The sequence below is a fragment of the Streptomyces sp. GQFP genome (genome assembly GCF_021545335.1).
Lineage (GTDB): Bacteria > Actinomycetota > Actinomycetes > Streptomycetales > Streptomycetaceae > Streptomyces.
The window spans coordinates 826,144-843,536 of the sequence record NZ_CP089312.1; the positions used below are offsets into that span (position 1 = coordinate 826,144).

At 70.6% G+C, this 17,393-nt stretch carries 13 protein-coding genes; 8 read left to right on the forward strand and 5 right to left on the reverse strand.

Annotated features, from left to right (window positions below):
• The first annotated feature begins 52 nt into the window (after positions 1 to 52).
• Positions 53 to 2,245, forward strand: a complete 2,193-nt coding sequence (locus LUX31_RS03785; protein ID WP_235473101.1) for an alpha-galactosidase — start codon at positions 53 to 55, stop codon at positions 2,243 to 2,245.
• A gap of 767 nt (positions 2,246 to 3,012) precedes the next feature.
• On the opposite strand, the gene LUX31_RS03790 is transcribed toward LUX31_RS03785, so the two are convergent.
• A complete protein-coding gene (locus LUX31_RS03790; RefSeq protein ID WP_235473102.1) occupies positions 3,013 to 4,026 on the reverse strand; it encodes a hydroxyacid dehydrogenase in 1,014 nt (337 codons plus the stop codon).
• 368 nt (positions 4,027 to 4,394) lie between these two features.
• Between LUX31_RS03790 and LUX31_RS03795 the strand changes: the two genes are divergently transcribed.
• The 6 genes from LUX31_RS03795 to LUX31_RS03820 all read left to right on the forward strand — a co-directional run bounded on the left by LUX31_RS03795 (position 4,395) and on the right by LUX31_RS03820 (position 13,032).
• A complete protein-coding gene (locus LUX31_RS03795) occupies positions 4,395 to 5,723 on the forward strand; it encodes an ABC transporter substrate-binding protein (protein ID WP_235473103.1) in 1,329 nt (442 codons plus the stop codon).
• Between the two features lie 48 nt (positions 5,724 to 5,771).
• Positions 5,772 to 6,725 carry a carbohydrate ABC transporter permease gene (locus tag LUX31_RS03800; RefSeq protein WP_235473104.1) on the forward strand — a complete coding sequence of 318 codons (954 nt, stop codon included), beginning with the start codon at positions 5,772 to 5,774 and terminating at the stop codon, positions 6,723 to 6,725.
• Complete coding sequence (locus tag LUX31_RS03805) at positions 6,722 to 7,615, forward strand: carbohydrate ABC transporter permease (RefSeq protein ID WP_235473105.1); 894 nt, start codon at positions 6,722 to 6,724, stop codon at positions 7,613 to 7,615. Before LUX31_RS03800 ends, LUX31_RS03805 begins: the two co-directional genes overlap by 4 nt.
• Positions 7,616 to 7,628: 13 nt before the next feature.
• Positions 7,629 to 10,565 (forward strand): Tat pathway signal sequence domain protein, encoded by a 2,937-nt coding sequence (locus tag LUX31_RS03810; protein WP_235473106.1) that lies wholly within the window; start codon positions 7,629 to 7,631, stop codon positions 10,563 to 10,565.
• Positions 10,566 to 10,639: 74 nt separating this feature from the next.
• Complete coding sequence (locus LUX31_RS03815; protein WP_235479787.1) at positions 10,640 to 12,220, forward strand: glycoside hydrolase family 43 protein; 1,581 nt, start codon at positions 10,640 to 10,642, stop codon at positions 12,218 to 12,220.
• Positions 12,217 to 13,032 carry an alpha/beta fold hydrolase gene (locus LUX31_RS03820; RefSeq protein ID WP_235473107.1) on the forward strand — a complete coding sequence of 272 codons (816 nt, stop codon included), beginning with the start codon at positions 12,217 to 12,219 and terminating at the stop codon, positions 13,030 to 13,032. The genes LUX31_RS03815 and LUX31_RS03820 overlap by 4 nt, the downstream gene beginning before the upstream one ends.
• Before the next feature lie 21 nt (positions 13,033 to 13,053).
• Here the strand turns inward: LUX31_RS03820 and LUX31_RS03825 are convergent, their stop codons facing one another.
• Together LUX31_RS03825 and LUX31_RS03830 are read right to left on the reverse strand one after the other, a co-directional pair.
• Complete coding sequence (locus tag LUX31_RS03825; RefSeq protein ID WP_235473108.1) at positions 13,054 to 13,425, reverse strand: DoxX family protein; 372 nt, start codon at positions 13,423 to 13,425, stop codon at positions 13,054 to 13,056.
• 55 nt (positions 13,426 to 13,480) lie between these two features.
• A complete protein-coding gene (locus tag LUX31_RS03830; protein WP_235473109.1) occupies positions 13,481 to 14,419 on the reverse strand; it encodes an NADP-dependent oxidoreductase in 939 nt (312 codons plus the stop codon).
• Positions 14,420 to 14,531: 112 nt separating this feature from the next.
• Here LUX31_RS03830 and LUX31_RS03835 point away from each other — a divergent pair, with 112 nt between their 5' ends.
• Positions 14,532 to 15,254 carry a TetR/AcrR family transcriptional regulator gene (locus tag LUX31_RS03835; RefSeq protein ID WP_235473110.1) on the forward strand — a complete coding sequence of 241 codons (723 nt, stop codon included), beginning with the start codon at positions 14,532 to 14,534 and terminating at the stop codon, positions 15,252 to 15,254.
• 14 nt (positions 15,255 to 15,268) lie between these two features.
• On the opposite strand, the gene LUX31_RS03840 is transcribed toward LUX31_RS03835, so the two are convergent.
• Together LUX31_RS03840 and LUX31_RS03845 are read right to left on the reverse strand one after the other, a co-directional pair.
• Positions 15,269 to 16,435: a serine hydrolase domain-containing protein gene (locus LUX31_RS03840; RefSeq protein WP_235473111.1), complete on the reverse strand. Its 1,167-nt coding sequence runs from the start codon at positions 16,433 to 16,435 to the stop codon at positions 15,269 to 15,271.
• Positions 16,436 to 16,630: 195 nt separating this feature from the next.
• Positions 16,631 to 17,377: an SDR family NAD(P)-dependent oxidoreductase gene (locus LUX31_RS03845; RefSeq protein ID WP_235473112.1), complete on the reverse strand. Its 747-nt coding sequence runs from the start codon at positions 17,375 to 17,377 to the stop codon at positions 16,631 to 16,633.
• Positions 17,378 to 17,393 lie beyond the last annotated feature (16 nt).

Consider the following 17,393-nt stretch of genomic DNA (forward strand, 5'->3'; position numbering starts at 1 on the left):
TTTCCCCTTACCTTCCACCCTTCGTCCTGCTCACAGCCGGAGTGCATCAGCGATGTCCATGACCCACCTCCGCTGGGGAACCGACGCGTTGTCCCTGCTCATCTCGCTCGACCCGGCGGGCCCGGTGCGCCTCCTGGCGGCAGGCGAGGCCCCCTCACTGCCCGACCCCGCGCGCGAACCGGAGCGGTGCGCACGGCTCGCGCACCGGGCGCTGCCTCTGGTGGAGATCCAGACCACGGACGGCGGCCGTCTCGGTACCTCCGGCAAGCGCCACGTGGACGGGGCGGTCTCACGTGGCCTGCGCTGCACCGGCCACGACGAGCAGAGCACCGCCGGGATACGCACCTTGCGTGTGCGCATGGCCGATGAGGACAGCGGGCTGCGGGCCACCGCGGTCTACACCCTCCGCGAGGACACCCCCGTACTGCACAGCGAGGTGACGGTCGAGAACCGCGGCGATCGCGCGATCGCTCTGGAGTACGTCTCCTCCTTCGCCGTGTCCAACCTGGCCCGGCATCTGTCCGACGGCGAACGCTGGGAGGACGGCCTGTCGCTCTGGCTCGCCGCCAACCCCTGGAGCGGCGAGTTCCGCTGGTCGCGGGCCACTCTCGCCGAGCGCGGACTGTACGACGTCGGGATGGTCCCGTACGGTCAGACCGGCTCGAAGAACCGCATCGCCGTGACCAGCACCGGCTCCTGGTCCTCCTCCGAGTACCTGCCGATGGGCTGTCTGGAGGAGACCGCGTCCGGCCGCGCCCTGCTGTGGCAGATCGAGCACAACGGCTCCTGGCACGCCGAACTCGCGGACCGCTTCGACGACGTGTACCTGGCGCTGTCCGGTCCGACCGACCGCGAACACCAGTGGCGCCGGCGTCTCGCCCCGGGTGAGTCCTTCCGCGCTGTCCCGGTCACGGTCGCCCTTGTGCCCGAAGGCGGCTTCGAGGCCGCGCTCGCGGCACTGACCACTCACCGCCGCGCCACCCGCCGGACACATCCGGACCACGAGCGGCTCCCCGTCGTCTTCAACGACTTCATGAACAGCCTGATGGGCGAGCCCAGCACCGGAGCCCTGCTCCCCCTGGTCGACGCGGCGGCGGCAGCGGGCGCCGAGTACTTCTGTATCGACGCCGGCTGGTACGACACGGAGCCGCCCGGCACCGTCGGCCCCGGCGGGGTCCCCGGCTGGTGGGACGCGGTGGGCGAGTGGCGGGAGTCGGCGACCCGGTTCCCCGGCGGGCTCGGCGAGGTCCTGGACCGCATCCGGGGGACCGGCATGGTCCCGGGGCTGTGGCTGGAGCCCGAAGTGGTCGGCGTGCGCAGCCCGGTGGCCGCCTCGCTCCCCGACGAGGCGTTCTTCCGCCGGGGCGGTGTACGCGTCACGGAGTGGGGCCGGCATCAACTGGACCTGCGGCACCCGGCGGCCCGGGCCCATCTGGACACGGTCGTGGACCGGCTGGTGCGCGACTACGGCGTCGGCTACCTGAAACTCGACTACAACATCGACATCGGCGCGGGCACCGACGGCCCGGACGGCACCGACAGTCCCGGCGACGGCCTGCTCGGCCACAACCGCGCCTACCTCGACTGGCTCGACGGCGTCCTCGACCGCCATCCCGGCCTGGTCCTGGAGAGCTGCGCGGCGGGCGGCAGCCGCACCGACCACGCGGTCCTGTCCCGGCTGCCCGTGCACTCCGTGACCGACCAGCAGGACTTCCGGCTGCTGCCCGCCATCGCCGCCGCCGCTCCCGCCGCGGTCACTCCGGAGCAGGGCGCGATCTGGGCGTACCCGCTGCCGGAGCACACCCACGCGGAGCTGGGCATGGTGATGGTGTCGGCGCTGCTCGGCCGCGTCCATCTCAGCGGCCGGCCCGACCTCCTGACGAAGGAGCAGACGGCCGTCGTGTGTGAGGCGTTGGCCACGTACAAGACCTACCGCCATCTCCTGCCCACCGCCCGCCCGCGCTGGCCGCTGGGTCTGCCGGGCTGGCGCGACGGCTGGCTCGCCCTCGCGCTCACCACGCGGGACGGCATGACCCTGCTGGCTCTGTGGCGCCGCGACGGCGCCCCGGCGACCGTGCACGTCCCGCTGCCCTGGGCCGGCGGGGGCGACCGCCCGCGGGTGTTGTTCGAGGCGGGAGTGCGGGCGACGCTCGACTGGGACGAGTGCGGGCGCACTCTGCGCGTGGGCCTGCCGACGGAGCGTTCCGCGGTGCTGATCACTCTGGAACCCCCGACCCGGCCCTGACGGCCAACGGGCGAGCGGACCAGCCGCCTGCGTGGGGTGGTGCCCGGCGGCTCGCGGCGGGTCGGGCCCGGGTGGCAGCACGGCGGGTCAGGCCCGGGGCGGCGGCACGGTGGCTCGCGGCGGGTGGTACCCGGCAGCTCGCGGCAGCCAAGCCCGGGACGGCAACACCGCGGGTCAGGCCCGGGTGGCAGCACGGCGGCTCGCGGCGGGGTGGTACCCGGCAGCTCGCGGCAGGCCAAGCCCGGACGCCAGCACGACGGCTCGTGGCAGGTGGTGCCCGGCAGCTCGCGCCAGGCCAAGCCCGGACGCCAGCACAGCAGGCCAAGCCCGGACGGCAACACGACAGGTCGAACCCGGACGGCAGCACGGCGGCTCACGGCGGGTGGTGCCCGGCAGCTCGCGCCAGGCCAAGCCCGGGCGCCAGCACAGCAGGTCGAGCCCGGACGGCAACACGACAGGTCAAGCCCGGGTGACAGCACGGCGGCTCACGGCGAGTTGTGCCCGGCAGCTCGCGCCAGGCCAAGCCCGGACGCCAGCACAGCAGGTCGAGCCCGGACGGCAACACGGCAGGTCAAGCCCGGTGGCAGCACAGCAGATCGGGCCCGGCGGCTCGGGCCCGGCGGCTCGGACCCCGCGGCTCGGACCCCGCGGCTCGGACCCCGCGGCTCGGACCCCGCGGCTCGCAGCAGGTCGCGCCCGGGGGGCAGCACCGCTGGCCCCGGGGGGCAGCACCGCGCCGCCCGGGGCCGGTCCGAACGGGACCGGCTTCAGGCGCTCTTCACGAGGTCGGCCCATGAGACCGCGTGAACGGGCTGATGTCCCTCGGCGAGACGTTCGAGCTCGTCGACCACCGTGCGGCCGAGGCGTTGCAGTTCGTTGCCGAGCGACCCGGCGATGTGCGGTGTCAGGAACACGTTGGGCAGCCGGTACAGGGGCGACTCCGCGGGGAGCGGTTCGGGTTCGGTGACGTCGAGCACCGCGCTGATCCGCCCGCTGACCAGTTCGTCGGTGAGTGCCTCGGGGTCGACGAGAGCGCCCCGTGACGTGTTGATGAGCACGCCGCCGTCCGGAATCAGCGCGAGCCTCGCGCGGTCGAGCATCCGGTACGTCTCCGGGATGTCGGGGGCGTGCAGGCTGACGATGTCGCTGGTACGGATCAGCTCGTCGAGCGACAGCGGCACCGCGCCCAGCGCGGCGGCCTCGGCGGCGTCCACGTACGGGTCGTACAGCGTGACCGAGAGATCGAGGGGGCGCAGCAGCTCCAGGAGCCGTCTGCCGACTCTGGACGCGCCGATGATCCCGACCCGTCGGCCGAGGTTGCCGATCGGCCCGTGGTCGCCGGGCGCCGGGTAGGTGTGCTCGGTCCGGAAGCGTTCCCGCAGGCCGAAGGCGTCCTTGCCGACGAACAGGATCGCGGCGAGCGTGTATTCGGCAACCGGCAGCGCGTTGGCCTGCACCGCGCTGGAGACGGAGATGCCGCGCTCCCAGACCGCGTCGCCGAGCAGACCGCGCACACTGCCGGCGGCGTGCAGGACGGCCCGCAGCCGGGGCGCCGCGGCCAGCACGTCGGCGCCGATGTGCGGGCAGCCCCAGCCGGTGATCAGGATCTCCGCGTCGGCGAGCGCCCGTGCCGCCTCCGGATCGGCGAAGTCCCGTACGGCAAGCTCGGGATCGACGTGTGCCAGGTCCTGGAGCCGGGCCATCAGCCGAGGCGGGAACAGCTCGGGCAGGTGCACCGGGTCCATGGCGAACAGGGCGCGCGGCAGCTGGGACGAGGGCATGGAACTCCCGCTTCGGCGTAGAGAGGGAAGAAGTGAAATCGGATGGTAACCGTATTCAGGCTACTGACGAGATCGTCGACAGGTCAACGGATACTTCACCACCGTCAAGCCACTGCCCTTGATCCGCCCACAGCTCATCCAAATCTCCACCTTGGGAAAAACACCAGGTCAACGTCGCTGTTTCGTATCCTCCAGGCAAGATTGGTGAAACACACAGGTTCCCGCCTCTTGTCGGCCGCCCCCTCCGAGCCCTACGGTCCCACAGCAAACGGTTACCGAATCATTTCCGGCAGCCTTCCTTTCCCTCGCCTGAGCCGACCGCGCCGTCCCCCCATCGCAGCGCTGTCCCGTCCTTCCCTGGAGGACCCGTGAGCACCATCCGCACGAGAGCATTCGCCGGCGCTGCCGCCGCCTTCTCTCTGTCCCTCGTCCTGGCCGCCTGTTCCAGCGGTGGCGACTCGGACGCCGCCGCCGAGCCCAGCACCGAGGGCAAGGTGAACATGGAGTTCTGGAGCTGGACCGAGGGCATCGAGGCCCAGGTCAAGGTCTGGAACAAGGAGCACCCCGAGACCCAGATCAAGTTCGTCAACGCGGCCGGCGACACGGTCTACCAGAAGCTCCGCGCCGCGGTGACCTCCGGCAACGCCCCCTGCCTGTCCAAGATGGACGCGATGAACCTGGCGAACTTCGCCGCCGACGGGCTGCTCACCGACATCACCAAGATCGCCGCCCAGTACAAGTCGAGCTACACCACGCCGGCCTGGAACGCCGTGAGCCCCGGCGGCGCCACCTACGGCATCCCCACCGGCTCCTCACCGCTGTTCACCGCCTATCGCGCGGACCTGTTCAAGAAGTACGGCATCGAGGCGCCCAAGACCTGGGACGACCTGATCGCGGCGGGCAAGGCGGTGCAGAAGAAGGACAAGAACGTCAAGATCTACAACATGGCCGGTGAGGACCCGAGCACGCTGGTCGACCTGTCCTGGCAGGCCGGGGCCCAGTGGTACAAGGTCGACGGCGACCACTGGGTCATCGACTTCACCTCGCCCGAGGCGCTCAAGGCGGGCGACGTCGTCCAGGAGCTGGTCGACAACAACCTCGCCTCCAGCGCCTCGTACGCCGACCCGGGTGTGTTCAAGACCTGGGACCTCGGCAAGACGATCCTGATGACCACGTCCACCTGGCAGTTGCCGATCTACGACACCAACTTCCCCGAGTCCAAGGGCAAGTGGCAGCTCGCGGACGCTCCCCTCTTCGACACCGCCAACCCGCAGACGTCCAGCAACTTCGACGTGTCGGCCGTACTGAAGGGCTGCAAGTACCCGGACCGTGCCGCGCAGTTCGCGGCCTGGCTGTCCAGCAGCAAGGAGTCGCTGACCACGCTCACCGACCCCGCGTCCAAGTCCGGCCTCTTCCCGGCGGTCAACGACGTCTCCCCGTACGTCGACAAGATCATCCCGACCGAGATGTTCAACGGGGAGTCCGACAGCGCGAACGTGATCACCACGGCCGCCTCCCGGGTCGGCGACCAGTGGCAGTACGGGCCGAACTACGCCTCCATGTACTCCGAGATGCAGAAGCAGTGGGGCAAGGTCCTGAAGAAGGAGCTCACGGTCAAGGAGATGCTGACGAACCTCCAGGAGTGGACGCTCGCCGACCTCAAGGAGAAGGGCGTCAACGCCGTCGCAGGCGACTGACCCCTCGCACACGCTCAACAGACAGTCGCACCTGACTTGGAGATTTCCGTGTCCACCCTGACGCGACCGCCCGAGGTCGCCGCCAACTCCCCGGCCCGGCGGACTTCCCCCCGCCGGGCGGGGACGCGGGGAGCCTACAAGGGCGTTCTCTTCACCCTGCCGTTCCTCGTGGGGTTCCTGTTCACCTACGTCCTGCCGATCGCGTACGCCTTCAACCAGAGCCTGCGCGAGAAGAAGAGCAGCGGCATCGGCTTCGGCCCGACCAAGGTCGTCTACACGGGCTTCTCCAACTTCGCGACGATCCTGTCCGACGGCGCGTTCTGGTCGAGCATGCTGCGCACGCTCCTCTTCGGAGCCGCACAGATCACCGTCATGCTGGGGATCTCCCTGCTGCTGGCCCTGCTCCTCGACGGCGTCGCGGCCCGGGCGGTCCGCTTCTTCCGGGCGGGACTGCTCATCCCGTACGTCGTCCCGAGCGTGGTCTCGACGCTCATGTGGCTGTTCCTCTACAGCCCGACGGCCAGCCCCATCCTCGACCTGGCCGACCGGGCGGGCGTGCACCTCTCGCTCTTCGGCGGCCTCAACACGTATCTCTCGCTGGGCAATCTGCTCACCTGGCAGGGCATCGGCTTCAACATGATCCTGATCTCCGCCTCGCTGCAGGCCCTGCCCCGCGAGCTGTACGAGGCGGCCCGGATCGACGGGGCCCGCGAGTGGCGGATCGCCTGGTCGATCAAGGTGCCGAACATCACCGGGATCCTGGTGCTGACCGGCATGTTCTCGCTGATCGGCCGGCTCCAGCTGTTCGCCGAGCCGCTGCTGCTGAGGTATGTGGCGCCGGAGTCCATCAGTACCGACTTCACGCCGATGATGGAGATCTTCGACAAGGCGTTCAAGACCGGCAACTACCAGTACGCCGCGGCTGAGTCGCTGGTCCTGGCCGTCGTCACCGGCATTCTCGCCTTCGTCTTCTACCGCGTCACGAACAGGAAGATGTCATGAGCAGCGCCGCCACCAAGGCCTCCCCCGCCACCAGTACCTCAGGGGGCGGGGTGCGCCCCACCCGCGGCGCGGTCGCCCTGACCACCGGCCTGCTGATCGTCTTCCTGCTGTACTCGATCGCGCCCACCTGGTTCCTGCTGGTGTCGTCCACCAAGAACCAGACCGACCTGTACTCCACGTTCGGCCTGTGGTTCTCCTCCAACCACTTCGCCGACAACTTCACCGCGATCTGGGACTACCACGACGGCGTCTTCGGACGCTGGATCGGCAACTCCGTCCTCTACTCCACCGTCGGCGCGGCCGGCTCCACCTTCATCTCGCTCGCCGCCGGTTACGGCATCTCGAAGTTCGATTTCCGGGGCCGGGGCGCGATGTTCGCGGTCATCGTCGGCGCGTCGCTGCTGCCGAGCACGCTGCTCGCGTTCCCGCTGTATCTCGTCTTCTCGGAGATCGGGCTCACCAACACCATCTGGGCCGTGCTGATCCCGTACTTCATCAACCCGTTCGGGGTCTACCTCGGCAAGGTGTACGCCGACACCTCGGTGCCGGCCGAGCTGATGGAGGCGGCCCGGATCGACGGGGCCAGCGAGACGCGGATCTTCTTCTCGATCGCGCTGAACCTCATGCGCACCGGCGGCGTCACGATCTTCATGCTCGACTTCATCAACATCTGGAACAACTTCTTCCTGCCCCTGTTCATGCTCAACGGCGAGCGCACCTTCCCCGTCACCCTGGGCCTCTTCTCCTGGGTGCAGCAGGCGCAGGGCTCCCGGGACATGAACACGCTCGTCCTCACCGGTTCCCTGCTGTCGATCATTCCGCTGGCGATCTTCATGTTCGCGCTCCAGAAGTACTGGCGCAGCGGAATCCTCATGGGCAGCCTGAAGTAAAGGACCAGTCGTCGTGTCCCACGCACCCAGACGTCGTGAAGTGCTCAAGTACGCCGGTACGACGGCCGGTGTCGCCGTCGCCGGCGCCGGCCTCGGCTGGCCGGGAGCCTCGCCGGCCGTGGCCGCGACCCCGGCGAGGGCCGCCGGGAGGTGCGCTCCTCTGGACATCGTTGTCTTCGGCGACGCGGCCTCCGAGGCGGCCCACGGCCTGACGGCCACCCTCTCGGACACGGTGACCGGCGGTCTCGGCCAGAGCGCCCGCGTGCTCAACCCGTCCGATCCGGCGTCCTATTGGGGCGGCACACTCACGTTCGACGTCGCTGTCAGCCCGACCGGCACCACCTATGTGACGGTCCGCCTGTGGGGCGACGACCACGACGACAGCGCCGAGGAGGCCGGGTTCGGCTCCCGGATGTGGCGACTGCAGCTGTTCTGCGAGGGCAAGCAGGTCGGCCATCAGGACCAGGGCGCCGTCGACAGCCTCGACATCCTCGACACCGCGCCGCGCACTCCCGGCCGCTTCTTCTTCCACACCCTCCCCCTGCCGGAGAAGCTGACCGCCGGCAAGAGGAAGGTGACGCTGGAGATCCGTGCGCTGGGCCGCATCTGGCCCTACGGCCAGAACCAGGCCCAGCTCTTCTACAGCATGACCACCCCTTCGCGGGGCATCTACCGCCTCTACACCCACACCGACCCGTACTTCGTGGCGCCCAAGGGCGAGGTCCAGGGCCCCGCCCCGCAGCCGAAGACCCGCACCGGCGGCGAGGAGGTCATGGACGCCATCAAGGCGCGGGTGCAGAAGGACCAGAAGAACTACCTCACCACGGCGAACCCCGCCACCATGGATGGCTGGGCGATGCAGTCCCTCGCCGAGGGCTACCTGTGGTCCGGCAGCCCCGCCCACCAGCAGGACGCCGCACTGGACCGGGTTCTGCAGGCGATCGACGGCCGCTATCTGGCGTGGAAGTCCGACAGCAAGGTGCTCACGGGCTCCGACCAGCAGTGGCAGGGCTTCGGCCGCGTGGGTCTCGTACTGGCCCTGCTCTGGGAGCACTTGGGCGACAACCGGCTCGGCGAGCAGGTCACCGGTTCGCCGTACGCCATCGCCAACCCCGGCTTCGAGTCGGGCGCCGACAAGCCCACCTCCTGGGAGGCTCCCGGCTGGGCCTTCGGTGGTGGCGGGACCTTCGCGCGCGACACGACTGTCTCCCGGTCCGGTTCCGCCTCGCTCAAGCTCCAGGCCACCGCCACGAGCGGTTACAGCTACGTCTTCTCCGCGCCCAAGACCCGTGTAGGCGCGGGCACTTACACGTACGGCGCCTGGATCAGGACCGACGGGGTCACCGGTCTCGGCGCCCATATCGACCCGCTGTTCTTCGACGCGAGCGGCAATCTGGTCGGCGGCGACCACAAGAAGTACGCGAGCACCGGCACCCATGACTGGGAGTACGTCTCGATCGACCTGGAGACCCCGGCCGGTGCCACCCAGATCGAGCTGCATCTGCGTCTGAGCGGCCCCGGTACGGCCTGGTTCGACGACGTCACGCTCGTCTCGCCCACGGCGACCGACACCCCCGTACCGCCGGTGCGCCGGGACGCGTACATCGACATGCTCAAGTCGAGCCGGGACTACTGGCGTCAGCACTTCCCGCACTACAGCAACCAGTCGCAGATCTGCGCCATCGGCCTCTACCAGGCCAACCGCGGCCTCGGCCTGCTCGCCCCGGACCTGGCGCTGCCGGAGGACCGGGCCCGCGACTACATGTACCAGGCGATCGGGATCAAGCCCTACCTCGGCCCGGAGGACGCGGACGGCAACCCGACCAAGCCGCTCGGCGAGAGCTACTACCAGGTGACGAAGGCGGGCCTGACCCGCGAACTCGGCTACGTCGGCAACTACGGCGAGGTCATGGACTGGCTCGTGATGATGTACGAGTCCGTCACGCGCGGGCACGGGGGCCAGGAGGCTCCCGAACTGCGCGAGCAGATGGTCAGGATGACCAAGGCGCGCGGCAACTTCCGTATCCTGGACGTCGACGCGGACAACTGCCGGATCTCCCGCATCGAGACCGTCATCGGCTGGCGCAACGAGGTCTACCCGGGCGAGACCGGGTACGCCTCCCGCACCGCCTGGGACTCCAACCCCCTGATGGCGGCCGTCGCCTTCAAGGACCCCGACATCGTCGGCTGGACCCAGGAGATGGTGGCGGACGGCCAGCTGTATCCGCAGCTGGGCCTCCAGGCCACGCACACCTGGACGCGCGTCGGCCTCAACGCCCTGCGGCTGGTCTCCCGCGACTGGGACGCCTTCCAGTCCCTCCCCGCCCGCCCGGCCCGTATTCCGGCCGACTGGGACCGGCCGGACTTCGTCGTCACCGACGAGGAGAACGGCTGTGTCGCCGTCAAGAACGGCAGGGAGCTCCTCTTCGCGTCCCTGTACTGGCGGGCCCGCCAGGGCGTCAACGACTACGCCCGCGTCCACCACGTGACGCCCGTCGACCAGCGCTCGGCCACCGTCCGGCAGCGCGGCGCGGGCACCACCGACGACACCTACACGGTCCACGACTGGATCCTGTGGGACTACGCCATCAACGACCCGGCCGCCGCCCACATCCCGCCCGGCGGCTTCCCGCCCCCCGGCGACACCCTCCACCAGGCCCTCGCCGGCGACGTCTACCACCTCGCCCCCATCCCCGCCGACGTCCCCGACCCCGCCCTCGGCGTCCACTTCGAGGGCGTCGAGACCATGCTCGTCGGCCGCGCCCCCTTCTACCTCTGCGTCTACGGTGACTACCTCATCGCCATGAACACCAGCACCGACAAGACCTTCACCCTGCCTCCCCGCCCCGACTTCGGGCCGGCCCGCGACCTCGCGACCGGCAGGACGGTCGGCGCCGGACACCGTCCGAAGCTCGGACCGCTCAGCAGCCTGGTGCTGTACCGCGGCTGACCTGTCGTCAGGGCCGATGCGGTACGGGGGACCGCATCGGCCCGCCCTCTGATCGAAAGCACTCGGTGACCTCGTTGATCCAGAACCCCGTCCTGCGCGGCTTCGAACCCGACCCCGTGATCGTGCGGGTCGGCGACGACCACTACATCGCCACCTCGACCTTCGAGTGGTATCCGGGCGTACGTCTCCACCATTCCCGGGATCTGGTGAACTGGCGCACTCTGGGCGGGGCGTTGGACAGCCGACGCCTACTCGACCTGGCCGGCGTCCCGGACTCCGGGGGCATCTGGGCGCCCGGACTGTCGTACACGGACGGGTTGTTCCACCTGGTGTTCACGGTCGTCGACACGTACGCCGAGGGGTGGAAGGACCTGCCCAACTACGTGACGACGGCACCTTCCATGGAGGGACCATGGTCGGACCCCGTTCCGTTGCACGGCCGAGGCTTCGATGTGTCCCTGTTCCACGACGAGGACGGGCGGAGCTGGCTGCTCAACATGCGGTTCGACTGGCGGCCGGGACGGGAGTCGTTCGCGGGGATCGAACTCCAGGAGTACGACCGCGGTTCGCGGAAGCTGCTCGGCGAGCCCCGCACGATCTCCGTCGGCACCGCCGCCGGTGTCGCCGAGGGACCGCACCTCTATCGAAAGGACGGCTGGTACTACCTCGTGCACGCCGAGGGCGGCACCGGCTACGAGCACGGGGCGGCCGTCGCCCGCTCCCGGGACCTCTTCGGCCCGTACGAACCCGACCCCGCCGGACCACTCCTGACGTCCCGTCACGACCCGTCGCTGGCACTGCAGAAGGCCGGGCACTGTTCGCTGGTCGAGACGTCCACCGGGGAGTGGTACGCCGCGCATCTCGCCGCCCGTCCCTACGGCGAGCGGGGCCGGTGCGTGCTCGGCCGGGAGACCGCGCTGCAACCGGTGACCTGGACCGAGGACCGCTGGCCGAGGATCGCGGGCGGGGTGCCGGCGGTCACGGTGCCCGCTCCCGCGCTGCCGTCGGCTCCGCTGCCCGAGGAGCCGGCCGCCGATCACTTCGACGTCCTGGGGCCCGAGTGGTCGACGCTGCGCCGCCCGGCGACCCCGGACTGGGTCGAACCGGCCCGCGGCCGGCTGCGGATCCACGGCGGCCAGTCCCCCGCCGGCCGCCGCACGCCCAGCCTGGTCGCCCGCCGGGTCACCGCACAGCACTGCTCCTTCGAGACCCGGCTGACCTTCGCACCCCGCACCCCCGACCACCTGGCCGGGCTCACCGCCTACTACAACACCCGCAACTGGCACTATCTGTACGTGACCGCGAACGACGACGGCAGCCCCCTGCTGACGGCCCTGAGCTGCGCGGCCGGGAATGTCACGGCCCACCCGGTCGCGGTCGGGCTCGAACCCGGACGCCCGGTGGTGCTGCGGGCCGAACTCGACGGACCGGCCCTCCGGTTCTCGTACGGCACCAGCGACTCAGAGCCGTGTGTCCTCCCCCTCGATCTCGACGCCACCGTCCTGTCGGACGAGCACGCCGACGAGTTCCACGACGGTCAGCTGCGGGTCCTGGGCTTCACCGGCGCCATGCTCGGGCTGTGGGTCCAGGACCTCGACGGAGCGGGTGTGTACGGCGACTTCGCTCACGCCACCTACGAGGAGCGGCAGCGGTGACGGGCCGGGTCGACCTGTTCCACACGGTCCTGGGCCGGGCCGACGCCCCCGCCCTGCTGCTCGTGCACGGCTGGGGCGGTGACGGCCGGGAGTGGTCGCCGCACGCCGAGGCGCTGGCCGACCGGTTCCGGGTCGTCGTACCCGACCTGCGCGGGCACGGCCGGTCCGCGGTGCCCGCGGAGGGCAACACCCCGGCGGAGATGGCCGACGACCTGGCCGCGCTGACGGAAGCCCTCAGTACCGGGCCGGTGACCGCCGTGGGGCACTCCATGGGCGGTCAGGTCGTGAACCTGCTCGCGGTCCGGCATCCGCGGGCCGTACGGTCGGTCGTCGCCCTCGATCCGGCGCACGGCGCGCACGGCGAGGAGGTCGACGGGATCCCGGCCCGCCTCGCCGACTACCGCGAGAACGGCGCCCGTGCGGCAGCCGCCTTCGTGGCCGGGGCCTTCCGCCCCGACGCCCCGCGCGGGCTGCGGACCGCACACATCCGCACCATGCTCGGCACGCCGGACCACGTCATCGCCCAGTCCTACGCCGGGATGTACACCGAGCCCGGCGCGGTCGGCGTCCGCCCGCACAGCGAGGCGTACCTGCGCCGTCGCACTCAGCCCGCGCTCACCGTGTGGACGTCGGCCGAGGCCACCGCCTGGGAGCGCGGCACCCTGCACACGCCGGGCTCCCGTGTGGACCACTGGCCCGGCACCGGGCACTACCTGCACGAGGAGCACCCCGAGCGCACGATCGGGCTCCTCCGCGACTGGGCCGAGGAGACCGGAGACCGTGACGCCCAGGGGAGGCTCTTCACGAGGTGAGGGCGCGCCGGGAAGCGGGCCTCAGAAGGCGTACGGACCGAAACGGCCCCAGGCGACGACGACCGCGAGGGCGAGCAGCACCACGTTGAAGGCGATGGCGCTGGGCTCCTTGCGGCGGGCGTGGGTGATCGCGGCGAGGACCATGACGACGGCCAGGCCGGTCGCGGCCAGCGGGGTCAGCACGGTGGCCAGGTCCGTGGCACCGGGCAGGATCAGGCCGAGCGCGCCGAGGAGTTCGACCGCGCCGATGAGGCGGACGGTGCCGGTGGAGAAGTCCTCCACCCACGGCAGGCTCTTGGTCAGCTTCTCTCTGGGCTGCGTGGACTTCATCAGCCCGCCCATGGCGAACATGGCGGCCAGGACGGCCTGGACGATCCACAGGAAGACGTTCATCGTCGTCGGGTCTCTCTTTGCAAGGTGAGCGGAGTGAGCGGGGTGAAGGGACGGATCAGGCGCAGGTGACGGAGAGCTTGCCGAGCGCGCCGGCGCCGAAGTCGGCGAACGCCTGCGGCGCCTGCTCCAGCGGGTAGGTCGCGGTGACCGGCACACGGAGGCGGCCCGCGGCGACATCGGCGGCCAGGCGCTCCAGGGTGGCGGCGTTGGCGTCGGCCATCACGGATACGGCGGTCAGGTCGCGGCCCTCGACGGCGTCGGGCCCGAAGCCGAGGGTGGAGGCGAGGCGGCCGCCGGGCACCAGCAGGTCGGCGAGGGCGGCACCGTCGCCGGCCAGGTGGAGCGCGGCGTGCACACCCTCAGGGGCGAGGATCTTCACCTGCGCGGCGAGATCACCGGTGTAGTCGACGAACTGGATGTTCGCGCCGCCGAGCGAGCTGATGAAGTCGGCCTGCGCGCCCGGCAGGGCGGTGGCGATGACCCTGGCGCCCAGGGAGGCCGCGTACTGCACGGCGATCGCGCCGACTCCACCGGTGGCCCCGGCGATCAGCACCGTCTCGCCCTCCTTGAGGCCGACGGCGTCCAGACTGTCGACGGCGGCGGTCCCGGCCAGGCCCAGTGCCCCGGCATCGGTGGCGGACAGCCCGTCCGGGATGCGGGCGACTCCGTAGCCGGCGGGAACAGTGACGTATTCGGCGAGTGAGCCGGTACCGAGGAAGGGCTTGGCCACGACGCCGAACACGGCGTCCCCGACAGCGAAGCCGTCGACACCCTCACCGACCGCCTCGACGGTGCCGGCGAAGTCCTTGCCGAGGACCAGTGGGAAACGGTGCTCCATCATGCCCTGCAGATATCCGGCGGCGGTGGCGGCGTCGAAGCCGTTGACCGACGACGCGGCGATCTTCACCAGCAGCTCGCCGGCCTCGGGCCGCGGCGTGGGTACCTCGGCCACGGCGGGGGTGGCGGGGACGGACGGAACGGTCAGAGCACGCATGACGTGCCTCCTCGAATCTCGCCAAGTGAAGTGGATAGGGTTTTCCACTTCCAGTGCGTCCACGATAGCAGCGGAAGTGGATGGGGTATTCCACTTGGTTAGGATGGCTGTCATGAAAGCGTCCACAGAGCCCGACGGCACCCCGCAGCCCGAGAAAGCGCAGCCCGACGAAGCGCAGCCCGACGAGGCGCGGGCCGCCCTGCGCACCGACGCCGAGCGCAACCGCGAACGTGTGCTCGCGGCTGCCCGGAGTGTCTTCTGCGAGCAGGGGCTCGATGTGCCGATGACGGTGATCGCCCGCCGTGCCGGCGTCGGCATCGCCACCCTCTACCGGCGCTTCCCCACCCGCGAGGACCTCATAGGGGCCGTCTTCGCCGACCGGATGGACGCCTACGCCGAAGCCACGGCCGAGGCCCTCGCCGACCCCGACCCCTGGCACGGCTTCACCACGTACATCGAGCGGGTCTGCGCCATGCAGGCCGCCGACCGCGGCTTCGCCGACCTGCTCACGTTGACCTTCCCCACCGCCAAGGCACTGGAGGCCAAGCGCGCGGAGGCGTACGAGGGCTGGCTCCGGCTGATCGCCCGGGCCAAGGAGGCCGGCCGGCTGCGCGCCGACTTCTCCCCCCAGGACCTGCCGGTCCTGCTGATGGCCAACGCCGGTGTCGTCACGGCCACCGGGGACGCCGCGCCCGACGCCTGGCGCCGCCAGATCGCCTACATGCTCCAGGCGTACACCGCGGACACCGCCGAGGCGCTGCCGCCGCCCCCCGCCCCCAGCGCCCTGTACCGGGCCATGATCCGGCTGGGCCGGGACACTGGGTCGCGCACCTGATCAGTACATGGTGCTCACCGGGTGAACGCCGCCGAGATGATGCGTCCGACAACCTTGTTCATGTCGCGGCCCTTGGCATCCGTGGAGTTGACCGAGTAGACGAGGGTGCGGCTCAGGTCGCGGGCCGCGAGTACGGCGGTGTTGTATCCGTAGAGGCCGCCGGTCTTGCCCCAGCCCACCGTGCCGTCCCGCAAGGTGAAGCGCGTCAGGCCGGCGCTGTATGTGGCGGGCTGGTCGCTGCCGTAGAGGGGTATGCCCTGCGGGACCGTGAACATCTCCCGCAGTTGGGCCTCCGGCACCACCTGGCCGCGGAACAGTGCGTGCAGGAAGCGTTCCAGATCCGCTGTCGTGGAGATGAGGTTGCCCGTGGCCCAGACGTCCGAGACATTCCACTGGGTGACGTCGCGCAGTTCGGTCGTCCCGTCGGAGTTCTTGACGGCCTGGTAACCGTGGTTGTGCGGGCCGTGGATGCGCGGGTCGGTGCCGGGGAACGAGGTGTGGCGCAGGCCGAGCGGACCGAGGACGCGCCGGGAGACCTGCTGTTCGTACGAGTCACCGGTCGTCTTCTCGATCAGCAGGCCCAGCAGCGTGTAGTTGACGCCGACGTAGTGCTGCTGGGTGCCGGGGGCGAACTCGCGGGGCTTGGCTGCCGAGGCCGCCACCAGCTGCCGTGGGGTGACGGTGTCGAAGCGGTGCTCGTACGCCTCGGCGAAGGGCTTGTCGTCGTGGGCTTCCTGAAGTCCGCTGGTGTGGTTGAGGAGTTGGCGGACGCTGATGGGCGGGCCGTCGGGCAGCAGGCCCGGCAGGTAGTCCTGGACGGGCGCGCCGAGGTCGATCCGGTGCTCGGCGGCGAGCTGGAGTACGACGGCCGCCGTGAACACCTTGGTCGTGGAACCGGCACGGAAGCGGCCCTGCTCCAGCGCCTTGCGCCCGCTGCCGGTCTCGGCGACGCCGTTGGAGCCGCGCCAGCTGCCGTCCGTGCCGGCGACCCGGACGAGGGCCGCGGTGGCGTCGGCGTCCGGCAGGCCGGCGATCGCCGCCCGCAGCGCCTCGTCGTCGGGGTGTGCAACCGAGGCTGCGAGGGAGGGCGAAGCGGCGAAGACCGGTGAGGCGGCGACCGGGCCGGCCGCGATGGCGAGCACGAGTGAGGCGACCAGCGCGGTGCGGGTGCGAACGGTCATGGTGAAGCTCCAGGGAGAGGAGTCGATCTCGCGGTGTACGAGTGACTCCCACCCTGGCGCTCACGCCGTACGGCCGGATCGTCGGCAGGGACTGTGCGTACCCGGGTCATCGCACAGGCCGACTCAGTGATCCCTAGGGGTGGGTGTCGGGGTATTCCCCTACGGGAGCACCTGCTGAGCAGCACTCAGCGCCGCTCAGCCCACCCGCGCGGACAGCTGGGCGACCAGCCGGCGGGGCAGGACGCGGCCGAGACCGACCATCGCCTTGTAGCGACTGAACGGCACGCTCACCGCGACGCCCCTGCGGAAGTCCCGGATCGCGCCGTCGACCAGCTGGTCCGCGTCGAGCCACAGCGCGTCGGGGATCCCCGAGACGTCCATGTCCGACCGCTCGTGGAACTCGGTGCGCACCCAGCCGGGGCACAGAGCCATCACATGGGCACCGGTGCCGCTCACCTCTTGGCACGCGCTCTCGCTGAACGTCACCACCCAGGCCTTGGACGCGCTGTAGGTGCCGCGCGGGAAGAACGCCGCGACCGAGGCGACGTTGATGACGCCACCGCGACCACGCTCCGCCATGCCGGGCAGCGCGGCGCGCGTGAGGCGCAGTACGGCTTCGCAGTGCACCCGCAGCATCGCGAGTTCCTCGGACAGCTCGGTGTCGAGGAACTCGCCGCGCTGCCCGAACCCGGCGTTGTTGACGACCAGGTCCACATCTCTCGCGACGCGTCGCTCCGCGGCGGCGAGGCCGGTCTCGGTGTTCAGGTCCGCTGTGAGGACCTCCACCTCGATCCCGTGGGCGGTCCGGTACTTCTCGGCGGCCTCTTCGAGGCGTGCGGTGTCACGGGCGAGCAGGACGAGATCGAAGCCGTCCGCGGCGAGACGCCGGGCGAACGCCGCTCCGATTCCGGCCGTTGCGCCGGTGACCAGGGCTGTAGGCATGACCCGATCCTACTGG

Bases quoted from the DNA above. Each gene is read 5' to 3' on its own strand.
- LUX31_RS03785 (WP_235473101.1), top strand. From the start codon at position 53: ATGTCCATGACCCACCTCCGCTGGGGAACCGACGCGTTGTCCCTGCTC.
- LUX31_RS03790 (WP_235473102.1), bottom strand. From the start codon at position 4,026: ATGCCCTCGTCCCAGCTGCCGCGCGCCCTGTTCGCCATGGACCCGGTG.
- LUX31_RS03805 (WP_235473105.1), top strand. From the start codon at position 6,722: ATGAGCAGCGCCGCCACCAAGGCCTCCCCCGCCACCAGTACCTCAGGG.
- LUX31_RS03825 (WP_235473108.1), bottom strand. From the start codon at position 13,425: ATGAACGTCTTCCTGTGGATCGTCCAGGCCGTCCTGGCCGCCATGTTC.
- LUX31_RS03830 (WP_235473109.1), bottom strand. From the start codon at position 14,419: ATGCGTGCTCTGACCGTTCCGTCCGTCCCCGCCACCCCCGCCGTGGCC.
- LUX31_RS03835 (WP_235473110.1), top strand. From the start codon at position 14,532: ATGAAAGCGTCCACAGAGCCCGACGGCACCCCGCAGCCCGAGAAAGCG.
- LUX31_RS03840 (WP_235473111.1), bottom strand. From the start codon at position 16,435: ATGACCGTTCGCACCCGCACCGCGCTGGTCGCCTCACTCGTGCTCGCC.
- LUX31_RS03845 (WP_235473112.1), bottom strand. From the start codon at position 17,377: ATGCCTACAGCCCTGGTCACCGGCGCAACGGCCGGAATCGGAGCGGCG.